Below are 20469 nucleotides of genomic sequence, written 5' to 3' on the forward strand. Positions count from 1 at the left end.
CGTTGATAGAGCCAAACAACACCGCCCTACCAACTCCTTCTGGGCTTCGATGAACTGAAGCTATTCGCTGCCTGAATCTTCGTAACTTCTTGTTTACCAAGGAGTTTTTAGTTTCGACTGCGCCGGAAGTGGGGCGAATTATAGACAGATATAATTCGCCGTCAACCACTAATTTCAGCTTTATTCAGCCTTGAGCGTAATACGCGCAAATGCCTTCTTCCCTGCCTGACAGACATGGGTAGCACCAAGCTCGTATATAAAGGTGCGATCAACCACCTCACCATCTATACGCACACCGCCGGAACCCAGCAGATCACGTGCCACCGCCGAGTTCTTCACCAGGCCCGCCTTGTTAAGGACAGCCGCGATCGGCATTGCCTCTGCAGCAGCCAATTCAATCTCAGGCAGATCGTCCGGCAGCTCGCCATCCTTCATACGGTTACCCGCCGCACGGTGAGCACTGGCCGCAGCCTCTTCACCATGGAAACGCGCAACGATCTCTTCTGCCAACTTGATCTTGACGTCCCGCGGATTCGCACCCGCCTCTACATCGGCACGCAATGCGTTGATCTCATCCATCGAGCGGAAGCTCAACAACTCGAAGTAACGCCACATCAGCGCATCCGGAATAGACACCAGCTTGCCGTACATCACGCCGGGAGCTTCCTGGATACCCACATAGTTACCCAAGGATTTGGACATCTTCTTGACGCCATCCAACCCCTCCAGCAAAGGCATAGTCAGAATGCATTGAGCTTCTTGCCCATACGCACGCTGCAGCTCACGCCCCATCAGCAGGTTGAACTTCTGATCAGTACCGCCCAGCTCGACGTCCGCACGCAACGCCACCGAGTCATACCCCTGGACCAGCGGATACAGGAACTCGTGAATGGCAATCGGCTGATTGGTGGAGTAGCGCTTATCGAAATCATCGCGCTCAAGCATGCGCGCGACAGTGTACTGAGAGGTCAGACGAATAAAGTCCGCCGGCCCCATCTGATCCATCCAGGTGGAGTTGAACGCCACCTCGGTCTTGGCCGGATCGAGAATCTTGAACACCTGCGTCTTATAGGTCTCGGCATTCTCGAGAACCTGCTCACGAGTCAGCGGCGGACGCGTTGCGCTTTTGCCGCTCGGATCACCGATCATCCCGGTGAAATCACCGATCAGAAAAATGACCTGATGCCCCAGCTCCTGGAACTGACGCAACTTGTTAATAAGCACGGTATGCCCCAAGTGCAGATCCGGTGCTGTCGGATCAAAGCCAGCCTTGATACGCAGGGGCTGGCCACGCTTGAGCTTTTCAATCAGCTCGGCCTCGACCAACAATTCTTCCGCACCACGTTTTATCAGCGCTAGCTGCTCTTCAACCGACTTCATAACAGACCCGCAAGGCTCGAATTCAAAAGGGAACCAACCATACAAGATCAGTGACTAATTACAAGTTTTGCCCTACGTACGGACACCACTCAGCAAGCCCAGCGTTCGCGAGCTTGCGCCACAGATGATTTGGTTATATTTTATACAGTTATTTCATCTTCATCATGTCATTCATCTTTTCCATTTCATCTTCAAAGTCAAAATTACTTATGACCACTGAACCGTCTAAAGCGCCGCCGCTTTACCCGAAGACCCACTTGCTCGCCGCAAGTGGCATCGCCGCTCTTCTCAGCCTGGCACTCCTGGTATTCCCTTCCAGTGACGTAGAAGCCAAACGAACATCCCTGAGCCTTGACCTGGAAAGCCCAGTTGAACAACTGACACAAGATCAAGACGCTTCCGACGCCCAACAAGCCACAAATGCACCAGTTGAATCACCCTTCGCACAGATAGAAAACACGCCTGAAGAGACTCAACAGGCCGAACAGGAGCCGCCTGCAGCCGCCCCTGCCAAGAACCCACTGCATCGCGAAGTGATCGTGGCGAAAGGTGACACGCTATCAACCTTGTTCGAGAAGGTCGGCTTGCCCGCCGCCACCGTTAATGAGGTGTTGGCCAGCGATAAACAAGCCAAGCAATTCACCCAGCTCAAGCACGGCCAGAAGCTTGAGTTCGAAATGGCGCCAAACGGCCAGCTGAACAACCTGCACAGCAGCACCAGCGACCTGGAAAGCATTGCCCTGACCCGGGGCGCCAAAGGTTTCACCTTCAACCGCATAACCGCCAAGCCCGTAATGCGCTCAGCTTACGTACACGGCGTAATCAATAGCTCCCTGTCTCAATCAGCCGCCCGCGCCGGCTTGTCCCACAGCATGACCATGGACATGGCCAAGGTGTTCGGCTACGACATCGACTTCGCCCAGGACATCCGCCAGGGTGACGAATTCGACGTGATCTACGAACAGAAAGTCGCCAACGGTAAAGTCGTCGGCACCGGCAACATTCTTTCCGCACGTTTTACCAACCGCGGCAAGACCTATACCGCCGTTCGCTATACCAACAAACAGGGCAATAGCAGCTACTACACTGCCGACGGCAATAGCATGCGCAAGGCCTTCATTCGTACGCCCGTCGACTTCGCTCGTATTAGCTCGCGTTTCTCCATGGGTCGCAAGCATCCAATTCTGAACAAAATCCGCGCCCACAAAGGCGTCGATTACGCAGCCCCTCGCGGCACGCCTATCAAGGCAGCCGGTGACGGTAAAGTCCTGCTGGCCGGCCGTCGTGGCGGTTACGGCAACACCGTGATCATCCAGCACGGCAACACTTACCGTACCCTGTATGGTCATATGCAAGGTTTCGCCAAGGGCGTATCGACAGGCAGTAACGTGAAGCAGGGCCAGGTGATCGGTTATATCGGTACCACCGGCCTGTCGACTGGACCGCACTTGCACTATGAGTTTCAGGTCAACGGCGTTCACGTAGATCCGCTGGGCCAGAAGCTGCCAATGGCCGACCCTATCGCCAAGGCCGAGCGCGCACGCTTCCTGCAACAGAGCCAGCCGCTGATGGCGCGCATGGATCAGGAACGGTCCACCTTGCTGGCTTCGGCGAAGCGTTAAGGTATGTCGCTCTATATAGGCGTGATGTCCGGGACCAGTCTCGATGGCCTGGATATCGCCCTGATCGAACAAGACCCGACGATCAAATTGATCGCCAACCACTATATTCCCATGCCGGACACGCTGCGCACCGAGCTTCTTGACCTGTGCGCCAGCGGCCCGGACGAGATAGCCCGCTCGGCCATTGCCCAGCAACACTGGGTAACACTGGCCGCTCAGGGCATCCACGCCTTGCTGGACCAGCAAAATCTCAAGCCTCAGGATATCCGTGCGATTGGCAGCCATGGCCAGACCATCCGCCATGAACCTGCACGGGGCTTCACCGTTCAGATCGGCAACCCCGCCCTGCTCACCGAGCTGACCGGTATCGCCGTGGTCAGCGACTTTCGCAGCCGTGATGTAGCGGCCGGCGGCCAGGGCGCACCCTTGGTACCCGCCTTTCATGAAGCGTTGTTCGGCGAGCAGACCGGTCAGCGCGCCGTACTAAATGTCGGCGGGTTCAGCAATCTCAGCCTGATTGAAACCGGCAAGCCCGTAGCGGGCTTCGACTGCGGCCCGGGCAACGTATTGCTGGACGCCTGGATTCATCACCAACGCGGTGAGCACTTTGACCGAGACGGCCAATGGGCGGCCAGTGGCAAGGTCCAGCCGCAGTTACTCAACGCGCTGCTCAGCGACCCCTTCTTCCAGACCAAAGGCCCGAAAAGTACCGGACGCGAAGTGTTCAACCTGAAATGGCTGCAACAGCATCTCGGTCAATTGCCTGCGTTCCAGCCTCAGGATGTGCAAGCCACCCTGCTTGAGCTGACCGCCCTGACCGTCGTCGAATCTCTACAAGCGGCACAATCCGGAACGCAGACCCTGCTGATCTGCGGCGGCGGCGCCCATAACGCTACGCTGATGAAGCGATTGGCCGCACTGCTGCCCAACACCCAGGTCGATAGCACCGCTTCTTACGGTGTAAGCCCCGACTGGGTTGAGGCCATGGCCTTCGCTTGGCTGGCCCATTGCTGCCTCGAAGGCATCGCCGCCAACCGCCCGAGTGTCACCGGTGCACGCGGGCTTCGGGTCCTGGGCGCGATCTACCCCGCCTGACGACACTGAGAATCGCAGACAGCAAAACGCCGCTTGGCCAATCAAGGCCAAGCGGCGTTTTTTATGCGCTATCGATCAGATCGAGAACGAAGACCCGCAACCACAGGTAGTCGTGGCATTAGGGTTCTTGATCACAAAACGCGAACCTTCCAGACCTTCCTGATAATCCACCTCGGCACCTGCCAGGTATTGGAAGCTCATCGGGTCAACGACCAGGCTGACGCCCTCGCGCTCGACGATCGTATCGTCGTCGGCCACATCTTCATCGAAGGTAAAACCGTACTGAAACCCTGAACAACCGCCGCCCGTAACGAATACGCGCAGCTTCAAGCGATCATTACCCTCTTCATCGACCAGGCTCTTCACCTTGTGCGCAGCACCGTGGGTGAATTGCAAAGCCGTGGGGGTGAAGGATTCAACGCTCATGCTGATAATCTCCCGGCGTAGCGCCGCCCTATGCGTAATGGACGGCATTATCCGCTTCTCCTAGAAAAGCGGTCAACTATTGTTACGGTATATCAATCTGCTCAAGCGCCATTAAAAACACAAAAGGCCCGATCAACGGGCCTTTTGCACAGCGACAAAGCCGTCTTAAGGCAGCATGCCTGCGTGAGACAAGCCCAGCTTTTCATCCAGGCCAAACAGGATATTCATGTTCTGCACCGCCTGGCCCGACGCGCCCTTGACCAAGTTGTCGATCACCGACAGCACCACCACCAAGTCGCCATCCTGCGGACGGTGCACGGCAATACGGCATACATTGGCACCACGCACGCTGCGGGTTTCCGGGTGGCTGCCGGCGGGCATCACGTCGACGAACGGCTCGTTGGCGTAACGCTTTTCAAACAGCGCCTGCAGATCAACCGAGCGATCGACCACGGTGGCGTAGAGCGTGGAGTGAATACCACGGATCATCGGCGTCAGATGTGGCACAAAAGTCAGGCCCACATCCTTACCGGCAGCACGGCGCAGCCCTTGGCGGATTTCCGGCAGGTGGCGATGCCCTTTGACTGCGTAGGCTTTCATGCTTTCCGACGTCTCGGAGTACAGCGAACCTACTGCCGCGCCACGACCGGCGCCACTCACGCCCGACTTGCAGTCCGCGATCAAACGCGAAGCATCTGCCAGCCCGGCCTCCAGCAATGGCAGGAAACCCAGCTGGGTCGCAGTCGGATAGCAGCCCGGCACGGCAATCAGGCGCGCTTGTTTGATCTGCTCGCGATTGACTTCCGGCAGGCCATACACCGCCTCCTCCAGCAATTGCGGTGCGCCGTGCGGCTGGCCGTACCATTTGGCCCACTCATCGGCATCCTGCAGGCGGAAGTCTGCGGACAGGTCGATCACCTTGGTGCCGGCCGCCAGCAGTTCGCCAGCCAACGCATGGGCCACACCGTGGGGCGTAGCGAAAAACACCACATCACAGGCGCCCAGGGTCTTGATGTCCGGAACACTGAATGCCAGGCCGTCATAGTGGCCTCGCAGGTTCGGGTACATATCGGCCACGGCCAGCCCGGCCTCTGATCGGGAAGTGATGACGACCACCTCTGCCTGCGGATGCTGGGCCAACAGACGCAGCAATTCGACACCGGTGTAACCCGTGCCGCCGACGATACCGACCTTGACCATAAACCTGCCCTCAACGAACCCACTGGAAAGGCGTCGATAATAGGGGCCGTATCGTCCTGCGACAACCGCCAACGTGACGTACGGCCGCGTCAACCACTACTATCTTGGCTACCGTGAACCTGGGAATAATCAAAAATGCTTTATCTATGGGTCAAAGCCTTTCATATCGTCAGCATCGTCTGCTGGTTTGCCGGGCTGTTCTACCTCCCCCGCCTCTTCGTCTACCACGCTCAAAGTGAGGACACCGTCAGCAAAGAACGCTTCAGCGTGATGGAACGCAAGCTTTACCGCGGCATCATGGGGCCGGCGATGCTCGCCACATTGATATTCGGTATCTGGATGCTTGCGCTTAACCCCGGCATCTTTCAATCGGGTGCCTGGATCCACGCCAAGCTCACGCTTGTCGTACTGTTGATCGGCTACCACCACATGTGCGGCGCACAGGTGAAGCGTTTTGCCCGTGGCGAAAACACCCGCAGCCATGTCTTTTATCGCTGGTTCAATGAAGTGCCGGTTCTGATATTGCTGGCTATCGTAATTTTGGTCGTGGTCAAACCGTTCTAACTTCACATCACACGGGGTACCTCCAATGTCGCTGCCCGCTCTGCTTGAACAACGTCTGCGCCTGCCGGTAGTGGCTGCGCCGATGTTCCTGATTTCCAACCCGCAACTGGTCCTGGCGTGTTGCCGCAACGGGGTGGTCGGGAGCTTCCCGGCGCTCAACCAGCGCGAAAGCAGCGGCTTCAAGGCCTGGCTGGAGGAAATCGAAGCGGGCCTGGCACAGTTGGACAACCCCGCGCCATATGCCGTCAACCTGATCGTGCACAACAGCAACCCACGTCTGCAGGCCGACCTGGCGATCTGTATCGAACACAAGGTCCCCATCGTCATTACCAGCCTCGGCGCGGTGAAGGAACTGGTCGACGCCGTGCACAGCTATGGCGGACTGGTGTTTCACGACGTCACCACGCGGCGCCATGCCGAGAAAGCCGCAGAAGCGGGTGTTGACGGCCTGATCGCCGTGGCGGCCGGCGCCGGAGGCCATGCAGGCACCTGGAGCCCATTCTCGCTGATCGCTGAAATACGCCAGTTCTTCGATAAAACGCTGCTGCTGGCCGGCTGCCTGAATCATGGGCACGAGATCCTCGCCGCCCAGCTGTTGGGAGCCGACCTTGCGTATTTCGGCACGCGCTTTATCGGCACCACCGAAAGTCATGCGCCGGATGCCTATAAAGAGATGCTGCTCACATCGCGGGCCGCCGACATCGTGCACACTCCAGCAGTCTCCGGCGTACCCGCCAGCTTCATGCGCCAGAGCCTGGAAAACGCCGGCTTCGACCTCGCAGCCCTTCAAGGCAAGGCGCAAGTCAATTTCGGCTCCAAGCTCAAGCCGTTGAATGACGAGGCCAAAGCCTGGAAAACCGTATGGTCTGCCGGCCAAGGTGTCGGGGAAATCAATGATTTGCCCACTGTGGACGAACTCGTTGCTCGCCTGGATGCCGAATACCGCAAGGCCCGCGAGCAGGTGACACAGTTACGCTGGCCACGCTGATACAATTGCCGGACCGGCTGGCAGCAGCCGGCCTGCAACCCTCCCACTACAAACGACAAGGATGCCCGCATGAGCGACAACCGTTTCAAGATAGTGTTTGATGGAGCATTGCTCCCGGGTGTCGAAAGCACCACTGCCAAGCTGAACCTCGCCGAGCTGTTCAAGAGTGAAGTCGAGGCCATCGAGAAACTCTTCACCGGCCGCCCCGTTGCGCTGAAACGTGACCTGTCCCGCCCGGACGCAGAAACCTATCTCAACGCACTGAAAAACGCCGGCGTCGACGCACGTATCGAAGCCGAACAGCCGGTAGCCTTCAGCCTGGCAGAAACCCACGAAACATCGTCCCACACCTCAGACTTCTCGCAACCAGCCGCCTCGCCCTATGCCCCACCGCGCGCAGCCGTAGGCGATGAGTTGCCGGAATACGCCCCCCTCAACGTGTTCACCATCCATGGACGTATCGGCCGCCTGCGGTACCTGGCCTGGACACTGGTGTTGACCGTTGCGATGCTCGTCGCCTCCGGCATCATCGCCACTGCCGGCTTTGCCGTGGCAACCGCTTCGCCGACCGCGGGTATCATCCTGGGCTCGCTGCTGGGCTTTGCGTTGTTCGTGGCCATGCTCTGGGTCAGCGTGCAAATCGCCGTGCAGCGGCTGCACGACCTGGGTTGGTCCGGCTGGTTATGGTTCCTCAACCTGGTCCCGCTGGTGAACAGCGTCTTCCCGATCTTGTTGCTGGTATTGCCGGGGAACGCTGGCGCCAACCAATACGGTGCGCCACCACCGCGCAACTCCACTGCGGTAAAAGTCCTGGCGACCTTGTGGCTGGCGTTTATTCCGGTGATGCTGGCTATCGTGGTTACGCTGGGTATGAACGGTTATCTGAATCAACTCGAAGCCAACATGGACAGCGGCTACGAAAACAGCTCGATCACCTCCGATGACGCTGCCGATCAGAGCGTTATCGTTGATGAAGAAGACGCGCAAAGTGCTGATGAAGCAGCCGAACCTGTAGACTCTCCAGAACAGTGAAGAAACGCCCGCCCGCCTGTGATGTCCCTGTCACAGGCTCGGCGGCGTTGCGATGGAGAAAGGCATGACCCGTTACGCTCTGATCACCGGTGCCTCCAGCGGCATCGGCCTGGCTTTGGCCGAAGCCCTGGCCCGGCGCGGCCGCAGCCTGATTCTGGTGGCCCGTCAGCGTGATCAGTTGGAAAACATTGCAATCGAATTGACTCAACGCTTTGGCGTCGAGGTGCTGTTTCGTGCCTGCGACCTGGGCGAGCCCCTGCGTTTGTCTGGGTTCCTGCTGGAACTGGAAGAAGGCGAACGTCAGATCGACTTGCTGGTGAACTGCGCCGGCATCGGCACCAGCGGGCCATTTCTGGCCCAGGACTGGATGACCGAACAAGACCTGATCGAAGTCAACATTCTGGCCCTGACCCGCATGTGCCATGCCCTTGGCAACGCGATGGCCCTGCACGGGGGCGGGCAGATTCTCAACGTCGCCTCAGTCGCCGCCTTCCAGCCCGGCCCGTGGATGAGCAGCTACTACGCCAGCAAGGCTTATGTACTGCACTTTTCCGAAGGGTTGCGCGAAGAGTTGAAAACCTGCGGCATCAAAGTTTCAGTCTTGTGCCCCGGACCTACACGCACGGCGTTCTTCGGCACCGCGCAAATGGACGCCGCAAAGCTCGACCGCAGCGGACAATTGATGAGCGCTGAGGAAGTGGCGCTCTATACCGTGCGAGCACTGGAAAAGAACAAAGCCATCATCATTCCCGGGCGACGCAATCGCTGGCTGGCCTTCAGCCCGCGTTTCAGCCCACGCTGGCTGACCCGCAAGATCGCAGGCGCGATCAACAAGGCCTATTGCCCGCGCTGACCGCCTGGGTACACTCACCTCGCACTTTCATAATGGAGAAACAGCTGTGGATACTCTGTTCACCAAGATCATCAACAGAGAAATACCCGCGAAGATCATCTACGAGGATGACCAGGTCCTCGCCTTCCACGACATCGCGCCTCAGGCACCGGTGCATTTCCTGGTAATCCCGAAGAAGCCGATCCGTACGCTCAATGACCTGACGGAAGAAGACAAGAGCCTGGCCGGCCATATCCTGTTCACTGCCCAGCGCCTGGCGGTAGAGCAAGGCTGCGAAAAGGGCTTTCGCGTGGTGATGAACTGCAATGAAGATGGCGGGCAGACCGTCTATCACATCCATATGCATGTACTCGGCCAGCGCCAGATGAACTGGCCACCGGGCTGATCAGCCTCGCGGTACAGGTCGCGGCCCAAGGCTGCGACCCCATGCCCCTGACTCAGCACAAACGCTTTGTCCTCTCTTGCGGTAAACTGGCCGCCGAGATTCCTCCCGGAGGTCAGCATGACTACCCAACGTCACTACTCGCCGATTGACCGTCTGTTGCTGCAAGCCGACATGGCCATGCGCACGCTGCTGCCATTCAGCGGCCAACCTTACCGTCCATCGCCCGCCATAGTGCAACCTGAAGCGCAGATGAGCGAGACCGACACCCGCCACGTTGCCGGCCTGATGCGTATCAACCATACCGGTGAAGTGTGTGCCCAGGCGCTGTACCAGGGCCAGGCGCTGACCGCCAAGCTGCCGCAAGTACGCGCGGCGATGGAACATGCGGCCGAAGAAGAAATCGACCACCTGGCCTGGTGCGAACAGCGCATTCGCCAACTGGGCAGCCACCCCAGCGTACTCAACCCATTGTTCTACGGTTTGTCGTTCGGCATCGGCGCCGCTGCCGGCTTGATCAGCGACAAGGTCAGCCTGGGGTTTGTCGCAGCGACAGAACATCAGGTATGCAAACACCTGGATGAACACCTGGAGCAATTGCCGGCGGAGGACGAAAAGTCCCGGGCCATTCTTGAGCAAATGCGCATCGATGAAGAACACCACGCAGAAAGCGCACTGGATGCCGGCGGTTTCCGCTTCCCGGCGCCGGTAAGGTTCGGCATGAGCCTTTTGGCCAAGGTCATGACCAAGAGCACCTACCGCCTATAAGTACCTAGAGCCTGACCCGCAAAAAAAGGGCGCTATCGAGCGCCCTTTTTCTTTTGCGTGTCCCGTCAGCCCAGCTCGATGATTTCGTAGTCGTGGGTGATCGCCACACCGGCCGCGCCGAGCATGATCGACGCCGAGCAATACTTCTCGGCCGACAACTCGATGGCACGTTTGACCTGAGCCTCTTTCAGCGCTCGCCCCTTCACCACGAAATGCATATGGATCTTGGTAAACACCTTGGGATCTTCAGTGGCACGCTCGGCCTCCAGGAAGGCTTCGCAGCTCTCCACGGCCTGGCGGGATTTCTTCAGGATGCTGACCACGTCGAAATTGCTGCAACCGCCTACGCCGAGCAGGAGCATTTCCATCGGGCGTACACCCAGGTTACGGCCACCGGCCTCCGGCGGGCCGTCCATGACCACGACATGGCCACTGCCCGACTCACCGAGGAACATGGCTTCGCCCGCCCATTGGATGCGTGCCTTCATCATCCAGACTCCACTGCTAAAAAAGGGTCATCAGCTTAGCACAGGGCCTCGAAACAGCAGCGCCCCGCATGAAAGCGATCAATGACAGCATTTGCCAGGCAAAATCATCAATCGAATCAGAATGCGTCTGGTAAGCTGGCGCCAATTCAATGGCGCATTGCCATCTTTTGTGCAGCGTGTATCAATGCCGACACCGCTGGATAAAAACAAATCCAATCACACCCTGCAGTTCTTTCGGGATACAACCATGGTTGCTCTTACTCCCACACCCAAGATCAAGAATCTCGACAAGTTGTTGATGCATTGCCAGCGCCGTCGCTATCCGGCCAAACACAACATCATCTGCGCAGGCGAACGCTCGGAAACGTTGTTCTTCATTGTGAAGGGCTCAGTCACCATCTTGATCGAGGATGACGACGGTCGCGAAATGATCATCGCGTACCTCAATACCGGGGATTTCTTTGGGGAACTCGGGCTGTTCGAACAGGCGGGTAAAGAGCAGAAACGCAGCGCGTGGGTGCGGACCAAGGTCGAATGTGAAGTGGCCGAGATCAGCTATACAAAATTCCGCGAACTGGCCCAGCATGACCCCGACATTCTGTACGCGCTGAGTGGTCAGATCGCCCAGCGCCTGCGTGACACCACGCGTAAAGTGGGCGACCTGGCATTCTTTGATGTCACCGGCCGCGTGGCTCGCTGCCTGCTTGAGCTGTGCAAACAGCCTGACGCGATGACTCACCCCGACGGCATGCAGATCAAGGTCACACGCCAGGAAATCGGGCGCATTGTCGGGTGTTCACGGGAAATGGTCGGCCGCGTGCTCAAGGACCTGGAAGAGCGCAACCTGGTGCACGTCAAAGGCAAAACAATGGTGGTGTTCGGTACCCGTTAACCCGGCAGGAAACTGGCCAACATTTGACGGTACAGCGCGTCCAGCCGAGCGATCGCATCCGGCGCGGGAAAAGCTTCGTGCAGGGCAATATGGCTGTCGGCACGCACCCGCTGGTCGAGACCGCAGGCTTGATTGAAGCGATTGACCGCCGCGATCAGTTCCTCACGGTCGTTATCCAGCAGCAATGCACCATGCACCAACCCCACCGGGCGGCCAGCACTTTGTCGCCAGCGCTGGGCGGTGCCGACCATTTTGCGGCCGTTCAGATTGACGTTGTAGCGACCGTCACAAAACGCGCCGTCGATTTCACCGACAGAAGCATCGCCCCCCAACTCGCTGAGTAAATCGCAGATCGGCTGGCACAAACGCAAGTAACCGGTTTCGATACGATTCTGGTCACCTTCGCTGCGCGGCGGTGCATAGACCAGGGCGATATTGACCGTCGCACTCGACTGCGGCACCGGTTCTCCGCCGGTTTCACGCAGCAGTACCGGCCAACCGGCATCCGCTGAAACCTGGCTGGCGGTTGCGAAAGCCGGCAGCCGGCTCAAACGGCGCGGCATGACCAAGGCTTGATCGCTGGGCTGCCAAAACAACAGCCCGAACGCCTGCTCACCCGCACACACGGCCGCCAACAACGCCTGCTCGGCGGCAAGCCCTGCCTCAACGGTCATCCTTGCGGGCAGGGTCATCATCAGTCCAGGGTCGAACCGCTGATCGTCACGCCACGCTCCGGGAAGAACAGGCGTTGCAGCTCCGCCCCCGGGTTCTCGGCGCGCATGAATGTCTCGCCGACCAGGAACGAATACACGCCGCTGATTTCCATCAGTTCAACGTCAGCTCGGTTGACGATGCCGCTCTCGGTAACCACCAGGCGGTCCCGCGGAATGCGCGGCAACAGGTCGAGGGTGTTTTCCAGGCTGACTTCGAAGGTGTGCAGGTTACGGTTGTTGACCCCCACCAGCGGTGTGTCGAGGGTTTTCAGAGCGCGCTCCAGCTCGTCGCCATCGTGCACTTCAACCAACACATCCAGCCCGACGCTTTTGGCCACGGCGGCCAGCTCAGCCATCTTCACGTCATCCAGCGCGGAAACGATCAACAGCACACAGTCGGCGCCGAGGGCACGGGCTTCGACGATCTGGTAAGGGTCAACCATGAAATCCTTGCGGATCACCGGCAGCTTGCACGCGGCGCGCGCCTGCTGCAGATACAAGTCGGAACCTTGGAAGTAGTCGATATCGGTCAGCACGGACAGACAAGTCGCCCCGCCCTTCTCATAGCTGCCGGCGATTTCCGCCGGCACGAAATGTTCGCGGATCACGCCTTTGCTTGGAGAAGCCTTCTTGATTTCGGCAATCACCGCCGGTTGCTTGAGCTTGGCCTGGGTGATCAAGGCATTGGCAAAACCACGCGGGGCATCGGCGACTTTCGCCTGAGCCTCAAGCTCCGCCAGGCTCACGCGAGCGCGGCGCTCGGCGACTTCTTCGGCTTTGCGCGCGAGGATTTTTTCCAGCACGGTCGGGACACTCATCCTTCATTCTCCATCTTGAACACTGCGGTGAATGCTCCCAGCTCTTCGAGCTTCTCGCGAGCCAGACCGGTGTGCAACGCATCGTGGGCCAAAGCGACACCCTCTTTAAGACTATAGGCATGGTCCGCTGCGTAAAGTGCCGCGCCAGCATTCAGGACAATCATTTCCGCGGCTTTTTGGCCATTTTCAGTCTTGCGACGCCCCAAGGCATCACGAATCAGCTCCAGCGACGCCGCCGGGCTCTCAACCGAAAGGCCGTGCAAACTCTGGCTCTTCATGCCGAGATCTTCGGGCTCGACCCAATATTCGCTGACCTGGTCATTCTTCAGCTCCGCGACAAAGGTCGGTGCCGCCAGGCTGAACTCATCCAGGCCATCCTTGGAATGCACCACCAGCACGTGCTTGCTGCCCAGACGCTGCAGCACTTCGGCCAACGGCCGGCACAGCGCCTGACTGAATACGCCCACCACCTGATGTTTCACACCGGCCGGATTCGTAAGCGGGCCGAGCATGTTGAACAGGGTACGCAGGCCAAGATCCTTGCGCGGGCCGGCTGCGTGTTTCATCGCACCGTGATGGGACTGGGCGAACATGAAGCCAATGCCCACGCTGTCGATACAGCGCGCCACTTGCACCGGTGTCAGGTTCAGGTAGATCCCGGCCGCTTCCAGCAAATCGGCACTGCCGCTCTTGCCGGAAACCGCACGGTTGCCGTGCTTGGCCACGGTGCAGCCGGCGGCGGCGACGACAAAGGATGAAGCCGTCGACACGTTGAAGATATTGGCGCCGTCACCGCCGGTGCCTACCACGTCGACCACACCGTCGAGGGTATTGAGTTCGACCTTGTCCGCCAGCTCACGCATGACCGACACGGCGCCCACGATTTCGTCGATGCTCTCGCTCTTCATGCGCATCGCCATCATGAAAGCGCCGATCTGCGCATCGGTGCATTGACCGGTCATGATTTCGCGCATCACATCGCTCATTTCAGCGGTGCTCAGGTCCAGATGGCCGACGATACGGCTCAGGGCAGTCTTGATATCCATGGAAAGTCCTTAGCGCGTGCCGCCGCTCTGCTTGAGAAAGTTGGCGAACAGCTCGTAGCCCTGCTCGGTCAGGATTGATTCGGGGTGAAACTGCACCCCTTCGATATTCAGCGTCTTGTGGCGCAGGCCCATGATCTCGTCGACCGAGCCGTCTTCCAACTGGGTCCAGGCGGTCAACTCCAGGCATTCGGGCAGCGTCTCGCGCTTGACCACCAGCGAGTGGTAACGGGTCACGGTCACCGGCAAGTTAAGGCCGTGGAACACCCCCAGGTTCTTATGGAACACCGGGCTGGTCTTGCCGTGCATCACTTGGCGCGCACGCACTACGTCACCGCCAAACGCCTGGCCGATGGACTGATGGCCCAGGCATACGCCCAAAATCGGCAATTTGCCGGCGAAGTACTTGATCGCTTCCAGGGAGACGCCGGCTTCGGTCGGCGTGCAGGGCCCCGGCGAAACCACAATGCGTTCCGGATTCAAGGCGGCGATTTCGGCCACGGTCAGTTCATCGTTGCGCACCACTTTGACCTCGGCACCGAGTTCACCCAGGTACTGCACAACGTTGTAGGTAAAGGAGTCGTAGTTATCAATCATCAGCAACATGTGGGTTCAAACCTCTTGAATTCACTGATTTCGAATGACCGCCTTCCAAAAGAGTGTCCCGCTGCCAGACGCACGTTCCGGTTGCCGGGGTGAGCGGGCAAGGGCGTCAAACAGAGGGTGCAGAAGGCAAATCGGTACAGGTCCGGCCAGGCCGGCAGAGAAAAATGTCAGGCGCGCCAACGCCAACGGGCGTGTGCCTTGACTACTCGCATCAAGAGTTTGCTGATGATCAACACGGGGAGGGTCTCATTCATACGTTCTGGCACAGTAACGTAGCCTCGCCAGCGGTGCAATATGGAGCAACGAATACGGGGGCATCACCACCGCCTCTTTGTAGGAAAAAACCATAATCGTCGAAGAAAAGCCGGAAAACATTGCTAGTGTTTCACCTGCGATACAAAAACAACTAAATGGAATTTTGCATGTTCAGACCGACTTTCTTCGCTCCATTGGCCGGCTGCCTCCTGTCACTGGCCTGCGCGCAGGCATTTGCAGCCTCATCTCCCTACTCAACCATGGTGGTTTTTGGCGACAGCCTCGCCGACGCCGGCCAGTTCCCCGATGGCAACGCCGGCGCCACCTTGCGCTTTACCAACCGCACCGGGCCGACGTTCCAGGGCGGCTACGGCCTGGTTTCATCGACCTTATTGGGTACCAGGCTGGGTGTCGCGCCCAATGACCTGAATGCCTCCACCTCACCGGTTCGTGCAGCACAAGGTCTGCCTGACGGGAACAACTGGGCGGTCGGCGGCTACCGTACCGACAATATTCTGGATTCCATCACCTCCGTCTCCAACGCGGCGATTCCACCCGGCAACGCCGGTGGCGGTACCGTACTGCGCAGCCGCCAGGGTTATCTACCGGCCAACGGCGGGCGAGCCGACCCCAATGCGCTGTATTTCCTCTCCGGGGGCGGCAATGACTTTTTGCAAGGCCGTGTACTCAGCCCCGGCCAAGCCGTTGCCGCAGGCGGGCGTCTGGCCGACAGCGCACAAGCTCTGCAACAAGCGGGGGCGCGCTACATCATGGTGTGGATGTTGCCCGACCTGGGGCTGACACCGGCGATTAACGGTACGCCGGCACAAGGGGCGAGTACTGCCCTGAGTAACCTTTTCAACCAGGCGCTGGTCCAGCGCCTGTCGCAGATCGACGCCCAGATCATCCCGCTGAACATCCCGTTGCTGTTGAAGGAAACCTTCGCCGACCCTGCCCGCTTCGGCCTGGCCACCGGACAAAACCTCACGGGCACCTGCTTCACCGACCCCAGCTGCGCCAACCCGACCTATGGGCTTGGCGGCACCAACCCCGATCCGACCAAGCTGATCTACAACGATTCGGTACACCCCACCATCACTGGGCAACAGCTGATCGCCGACTACGCCTATTCGCTGCTCGCGGCGCCATGGGAATTGAGCCTGCTGCCGGAGATGGCCCAAGGCACCCTGCGTGCGCACCAGGATGAACTGCGCAATCAGTGGCAGGCCGACAACGGCCACTGGCAGGCGGTGGGCCAATGGCGAGCGATTGTGGCGGGGGGAGGCCAGCACTTGGACTTCGATCGTCAAGGCAGCTCGGCCAGCGGTGACGGCAATGGCTACAACGTCAATGTCGGCGGCAGCTACCGGCTCAACGAGAGCTGGCGTGTAGGCGTTGCAGCCGGGCTGTATCGACAGACTCTCGAAGCCGGCGCCCGCGATTCGGACTACAAACTCAACAGCTACATGGGCAGTGCTTTCGCGCAGTACCAGCAAAACCACTGGTGGGCCGATGCCGCACTGACCGGCGGCAAACTGGACTTCGACAGCCTCAAGCGCAAGTTCGCCCTGGGCGTCAGCGAAGGCTCGGAGAAAGGTGACACCGACGGCTGGCTATGGGCCTTGAGCGGCCGCGCAGGCTATGACATTGCCGCTCCAGGCAGCGACTGGCACCTGTCGCCCTTTATCAGCGCCGATTACTCGCGGGTCGAAGTAGAGGGTTACTCGGAAAAAGACAGCCGCTCCACCGCACTGACCTTCGCCGATCAACAACGCGACTCCAAACGCCTCGGCGTCGGCCTGCAGGGCAGCTACCGCGTGACGCCGCAAACCCAGGTATTTGGCGAGGTCGCCCACGAGCACGAGTTCGAAAACGACACCCAGAAGGTGAAGATTTCACTCAACAGCGTGCCGGGCATCGACTTCAAACTGGATGGCTACACGCCCCGCAGCAACTCGGACCGCTTGAGCCTGGGAGTCAGCCACAAGCTGACACAAGAGCTGGCGCTGAGGGCTGCGTATAACGTAAGAAAGGATGACAACCTGACCCAGCAAGGGGTGAGTGTGGGGGTGAGCCTGGACTTCTGATCAAGTCTTGAAATGGCGCAAAACCAAAGTGGGAGGGGGCTTGCTCCCGATTGCGGTGGATCAGCCAGCTCATTGGCAACTGACACTCTGCAATCGGGAGCAAGCCCCCTCCCACACTTTGATCTACAGCTGGCTTCACCCCTGCGGGGTTTGCTCAGCCAACGCCACCGCGCGGAACATGGCGCGGCGCTTGTTCAGGGTTTCTTCCCATTCAAGGGCCGGCACCGAGTCCGCCACAATGCCGCCACCGGCCTGCACATGCAGCTCACCGTCCTTGATCACCGCGGTGCGGATCGCAATGGCGGTGTCCATGTTCCCGTTCCAGGCGAAATAGCCCACCGCGCCGCCGTAGACGCCCCGCTTGACGGGCTCCAGCTCATCGATGATTTCCATCGCACGAATCTTCGGCGCACCCGACAAAGTGCCCGCCGGCAAAATTGCCCGTAGCGCGTCCATCGCGGTCAAGCCGGCCTTCAGCTCGCCGGTCACGTTGGAGACGATGTGCATGACGTTGGAATAGCGCTCGATCACCATCTTCTCAGTGAGTTTCACCGAGCCGATTTCCGAGACACGCCCGGTATCGTTGCGACCCAGATCGATCAGCATCAAGTGCTCGGCGATTTCCTTGTCGTCGCTCAGCAGGTCTTCTTCCAGCGCCAGATCCGCCTCTTCGGTCGCGCCACGCGGGCGAGTACCGGCGATCGGGCGCACGGTGATCAGGTTGTCCTCGACACGCACCAGCACTTCCGGCGAGCTGCCCACCACGTGGAAGTCGCCAAAGTTGAAGAAGTACATGTAGGGCGTCGGGTTGAAACAACGCAGCGCACGGTACAGATCGATCGGCGCCGCCTTGAAGTCGATGGACATACGTTGCGACGGCACGACTTGCATGCAATCACCTGCGAGGATGTACTCCTTGATGGTGTCGACTGCGCGCTCGTAGTCATCCTGGGTAAAACTGGAGCGGAATACCGGGTCAGCGGCAGGCGGACGGCTAAGGTCCAACCCGCGCCGCGGAGTGATCGGCTGGCGCAGTTTATCCAGCAGGGCTTCGAGACTGGCCTGGCCTTGTTCGAACGCGTCCGCCTGGGACGGGTCGGCCAAGACGATCGCATGCATCTTGCCGGCGAGGTTGTCGAACACCACCACGGCATCGGAGACCATCAGCAGAATGTCCGGCACGCCCAATGGGTCGGGGTTCGGGCATTTGCCCAGGCGTTTTTCCACGTAGCGCACGCAGTCGTAGCCGAAGTAACCCACCAGGCCGCCGTTGAAACGCGGCAGGCCGGGAATGGTCGGTACGTTGTAGCGCGCCTTGAAGGTCTCGACGAAGGCAAGCGGGTCTTCCACATCATGGCTTTCGATCTCGACGCCATCATGCGTGATACTCACCCGATGGTCGTGTACCCGCAGCACGGTACGGCACGGCAGGCCGATGATCGAGTAACGGCCCCATTTCTCACCGCCCTGTACCGATTCCAGCAGATAGGAATTGGGCTGGTCGGCCAGTTTCAAGTAGATCGACAGCGGCGTATCGAAGTCGGCCAGGGTTTCGCAGGCCATGGGAATACGGTTATAGCCGGCAGCGGCCAAACGCAGGAATTCTTCGCGGATCATGAGGTGCCTCGTGGCTTGAGGGTCAAACGGTCAGATAGGCAAACGTGCCGCAGCGCGGCCAGGATCAGTCAGGCGCGCCAACGCCAGCGGGCCAGGGCCTTGATGACTTTCATCCAGAGTTTGCGAGTGACCACCACGATGGAATTTCCAGAAGGGTTTGAATCGACGTCGAGCAACGTTATCTCAGCGCCCGCTCCCAAGCAACCGGGGATTAACTGGCGCAGGTCATCAATCACCAGCGCCGGCGACTCTTCGGCAATCGGCCGGCCATGGTTATAGCCGTAGCTCAGGGCCACGCACTGCACCCCCGCCGCTTTCGCCGCCAGCACATCACTGCGCGAATCGCCGACGAACAACGACTGGGACGCGGGGATGTTGGCCATTTTCATCACGAAGAACAGCGCCGCCGGGTCAGGTTTCTTCTGCGGCAGGGTATCGCCGCCGATGATCCAGCGGAAATAGCGGCCGATCTTCATCTCGTCCAGCAACGGCGCGACGAAACGCTCCGGCTTGTTGGTGATCAGCGCCATTTCCACACCCTGCTTGCTCAGCCACTTGAGGGTGTCGCGCACGCCTGGGTAAACCACGGTCAGTTCGTGGCTGCTCTCATAGGCGGCGTTAAACAGCTCCAAGGCGTGTTCGGCCTCGACATCGTCCACACCGTCGGCGTCGAGATGATTGGCCAGGGCCCGGCGCACCAGCATCTGTGCGCCGTTACCCACCCATTCGCGCACCGAATCAATGCCCGCCGGCTTGCGCCCCAGCTTGAGCAGCATCTCGTCCACCGCCGCCGCCAGGTCAGGCACCGAGTCGATCAAGGTACCGTCCAGATCGAACATCACCAGCCGTGGCAGTTTGCCGGGGAACAGCCGCTCAAAGCCGCTCATGGACGCGCCAGCGCCAGTTCGGCACGCATCTTGTCGATGACTTCCAGGTAGTCCGGGGCGTTGAAGATCGCCGAGCCGGCCACAAAGGTATCGGCACCTGCAGCAGCGATTTCGCGGATATTGTTGACGTTGACCCCGCCGTCGATTTCCAGGCGGATATCACGGCCGGACGCATCGATCAGCGCACGGGCTTCGCGCAGCTTGTTCAGCGTGCCGGGGATGAACGTCTGCCCGCCAAAGCCTGGGTTGACGCTCATCAGCAAGATCATGTCGACCTTGTCCATCACATACTCAAGCACGCTCAGCGGGGTGGCCGGGTTGAACACCAGGCCGGCCTTGCAGCCGCCTTCGCGGATCAGTTGCAGGGTACGGTCGACGTGCAGCGAGGCTTCCGGATGGAAGGTAATGTAGGTCGCGCCAGCCTCAACGAAGTCGCCGATGATGCGATCCACCGGGCTGACCATCAGGTGCGCATCGATCGGCGCGGTGATGCCGTACTTGCGCAACGCCGCGCAGACCATCGGCCCGATAGTCAGGTTGGGTACGTAGTGGTTATCCATGACATCGAAGTGCACGAAGTCCGCACCGGCGGCCAATACCTTGTCCACTTCCTCACCCAGGCGGGCAAAGTCGGCGGAGAGAATCGATGGAGCAATGACGAAGGGCTGCATGACGCACCTTTTTGAGCTAAATCACGATGGCGCGCATTGTATACCTCATGCTTTGCCGCGCGCACCGTGACCTGGCTCAATG

At 59.5% G+C, this 20469-nt stretch carries 21 protein-coding genes; 10 read left to right on the forward strand and 11 right to left on the reverse strand.

Going from position 1 to position 20469, the window contains the following annotated elements:
• Window positions 1-180: 180 nt before the first annotated feature.
• The gene (tyrS, locus tag C9383_RS15495; protein ID WP_090368530.1) at window positions 181-1380 is read right to left on the reverse strand and encodes a tyrosine--tRNA ligase; all 1200 of its coding nucleotides are present in this window, start codon (window positions 1378-1380) and stop codon (window positions 181-183) included.
• Between the two features lie 209 nt (window positions 1381-1589).
• Between tyrS and C9383_RS15500 the strand changes: the two genes are divergently transcribed.
• A complete protein-coding gene (locus tag C9383_RS15500; protein WP_060757310.1) occupies window positions 1590-3002 on the forward strand; it encodes a peptidoglycan DD-metalloendopeptidase family protein in 1413 nt (470 codons plus the stop codon).
• A gap of 3 nt (window positions 3003-3005) precedes the next feature.
• Entirely contained in the window at window positions 3006-4097 is a 1092-nt protein-coding gene (locus C9383_RS15505; RefSeq protein ID WP_090368525.1) for an anhydro-N-acetylmuramic acid kinase, read from the forward strand.
• Between the two features lie 75 nt (window positions 4098-4172).
• Here C9383_RS15505 and erpA read toward each other — a convergent pair whose 3' ends face one another.
• Both erpA and argC read right to left on the reverse strand, forming a co-directional pair.
• Window positions 4173-4523 carry an iron-sulfur cluster insertion protein ErpA gene (gene erpA / locus C9383_RS15510; RefSeq protein WP_003176443.1) on the reverse strand — a complete coding sequence of 117 codons (351 nt, stop codon included), beginning with the start codon at window positions 4521-4523 and terminating at the stop codon, window positions 4173-4175.
• A 165-nt stretch (window positions 4524-4688) separates the two neighbouring features.
• Window positions 4689-5723 carry an N-acetyl-gamma-glutamyl-phosphate reductase gene (gene argC, locus C9383_RS15515; RefSeq protein ID WP_003210935.1) on the reverse strand — a complete coding sequence of 345 codons (1035 nt, stop codon included), beginning with the start codon at window positions 5721-5723 and terminating at the stop codon, window positions 4689-4691.
• A gap of 135 nt (window positions 5724-5858) precedes the next feature.
• On the opposite strand from argC, the gene hemJ reads away from it, so the two are divergent.
• The 6 genes from hemJ to coq7 all read left to right on the forward strand — a co-directional run bounded on the left by hemJ (window position 5859) and on the right by coq7 (window position 10310).
• The gene (hemJ, locus tag C9383_RS15520) at window positions 5859-6287 is read left to right on the forward strand and encodes a protoporphyrinogen oxidase HemJ (RefSeq protein ID WP_060757307.1); all 429 of its coding nucleotides are present in this window, start codon (window positions 5859-5861) and stop codon (window positions 6285-6287) included.
• A gap of 25 nt (window positions 6288-6312) precedes the next feature.
• A complete protein-coding gene (locus C9383_RS15525; RefSeq protein ID WP_060757306.1) occupies window positions 6313-7275 on the forward strand; it encodes an NAD(P)H-dependent flavin oxidoreductase in 963 nt (320 codons plus the stop codon).
• Between the two features lie 69 nt (window positions 7276-7344).
• Window positions 7345-8307, forward strand: coding sequence for a DUF805 domain-containing protein (locus C9383_RS15530; protein ID WP_090368523.1), 963 nt, complete (start codon window positions 7345-7347; stop codon window positions 8305-8307).
• A gap of 64 nt (window positions 8308-8371) precedes the next feature.
• A complete protein-coding gene (locus C9383_RS15535) occupies window positions 8372-9160 on the forward strand; it encodes an SDR family NAD(P)-dependent oxidoreductase (RefSeq protein ID WP_090368521.1) in 789 nt (262 codons plus the stop codon).
• Between the two features lie 46 nt (window positions 9161-9206).
• On the forward strand, window positions 9207-9545 hold the full coding sequence (locus tag C9383_RS15540) for a histidine triad nucleotide-binding protein (protein ID WP_060757303.1): 339 nt from the start codon (window positions 9207-9209) through the stop codon (window positions 9543-9545).
• 117 nt (window positions 9546-9662) lie between these two features.
• Entirely contained in the window at window positions 9663-10310 is a 648-nt protein-coding gene (gene coq7, locus C9383_RS15545) for a 2-polyprenyl-3-methyl-6-methoxy-1,4-benzoquinone monooxygenase (protein ID WP_060757302.1), read from the forward strand.
• Window positions 10311-10375: 65 nt separating this feature from the next.
• Here the strand turns inward: coq7 and C9383_RS15550 are convergent, their stop codons facing one another.
• Entirely contained in the window at window positions 10376-10798 is a 423-nt protein-coding gene (locus C9383_RS15550) for an OsmC family protein (protein WP_005792019.1), read from the reverse strand.
• Between the two features lie 247 nt (window positions 10799-11045).
• Here C9383_RS15550 and crp point away from each other — a divergent pair, with 247 nt between their 5' ends.
• Window positions 11046-11690, forward strand: coding sequence for a cAMP-activated global transcriptional regulator CRP (crp, locus tag C9383_RS15555; protein ID WP_060757312.1), 645 nt, complete (start codon window positions 11046-11048; stop codon window positions 11688-11690).
• Here the strand turns inward: crp and C9383_RS15560 are convergent.
• Genes C9383_RS15560 through C9383_RS15575 form a run of 4 tightly spaced genes read right to left on the reverse strand, consistent with a single transcriptional unit; the run spans window position 11687 to window position 14870 of the window.
• On the reverse strand, window positions 11687-12382 hold the full coding sequence (locus C9383_RS15560; protein ID WP_090368519.1) for a lipoate--protein ligase family protein: 696 nt from the start codon (window positions 12380-12382) through the stop codon (window positions 11687-11689). The two genes, crp and C9383_RS15560, sit on opposite strands and share 4 nt — an antisense overlap.
• A gap of 2 nt (window positions 12383-12384) precedes the next feature.
• The gene (gene trpC / locus C9383_RS15565; protein ID WP_090368518.1) at window positions 12385-13221 is read right to left on the reverse strand and encodes an indole-3-glycerol phosphate synthase TrpC; all 837 of its coding nucleotides are present in this window, start codon (window positions 13219-13221) and stop codon (window positions 12385-12387) included.
• On the reverse strand, window positions 13218-14267 hold the full coding sequence (gene trpD, locus C9383_RS15570) for an anthranilate phosphoribosyltransferase (RefSeq protein WP_060757299.1): 1050 nt from the start codon (window positions 14265-14267) through the stop codon (window positions 13218-13220). The genes trpC and trpD overlap by 4 nt, the downstream gene beginning before the upstream one ends.
• Window positions 14268-14276: 9 nt before the next feature.
• Window positions 14277-14870, reverse strand: coding sequence for an aminodeoxychorismate/anthranilate synthase component II (locus tag C9383_RS15575; RefSeq protein ID WP_060757298.1), 594 nt, complete (start codon window positions 14868-14870; stop codon window positions 14277-14279).
• Between the two features lie 422 nt (window positions 14871-15292).
• On the opposite strand from C9383_RS15575, the gene estP reads away from it, so the two are divergent.
• Window positions 15293-17212 carry an esterase EstP gene (gene estP / locus C9383_RS15580; protein ID WP_090368517.1) on the forward strand — a complete coding sequence of 640 codons (1920 nt, stop codon included), beginning with the start codon at window positions 15293-15295 and terminating at the stop codon, window positions 17210-17212.
• Window positions 17213-17347: 135 nt separating this feature from the next.
• Here estP and trpE read toward each other — a convergent pair whose 3' ends face one another.
• From trpE to rpe, 3 genes are all read right to left on the reverse strand, one after another.
• Window positions 17348-18829 (reverse strand): anthranilate synthase component I, encoded by a 1482-nt coding sequence (trpE, locus tag C9383_RS15585; RefSeq protein ID WP_060757296.1) that lies wholly within the window; start codon window positions 18827-18829, stop codon window positions 17348-17350.
• A 68-nt stretch (window positions 18830-18897) separates the two neighbouring features.
• The gene (locus C9383_RS15590; protein WP_090368516.1) at window positions 18898-19716 is read right to left on the reverse strand and encodes a phosphoglycolate phosphatase; all 819 of its coding nucleotides are present in this window, start codon (window positions 19714-19716) and stop codon (window positions 18898-18900) included.
• The gene (gene rpe, locus C9383_RS15595; protein ID WP_090368515.1) at window positions 19713-20387 is read right to left on the reverse strand and encodes a ribulose-phosphate 3-epimerase; all 675 of its coding nucleotides are present in this window, start codon (window positions 20385-20387) and stop codon (window positions 19713-19715) included. The genes C9383_RS15590 and rpe overlap by 4 nt, the downstream gene beginning before the upstream one ends.
• Between the last annotated feature and the right edge of the window lie 82 nt (window positions 20388-20469).

It is taken from the genome of Pseudomonas palleroniana (genome assembly GCF_003031675.1).
Taxonomy (GTDB): Bacteria; Pseudomonadota; Gammaproteobacteria; order Pseudomonadales; family Pseudomonadaceae; genus Aquipseudomonas; species Aquipseudomonas palleroniana.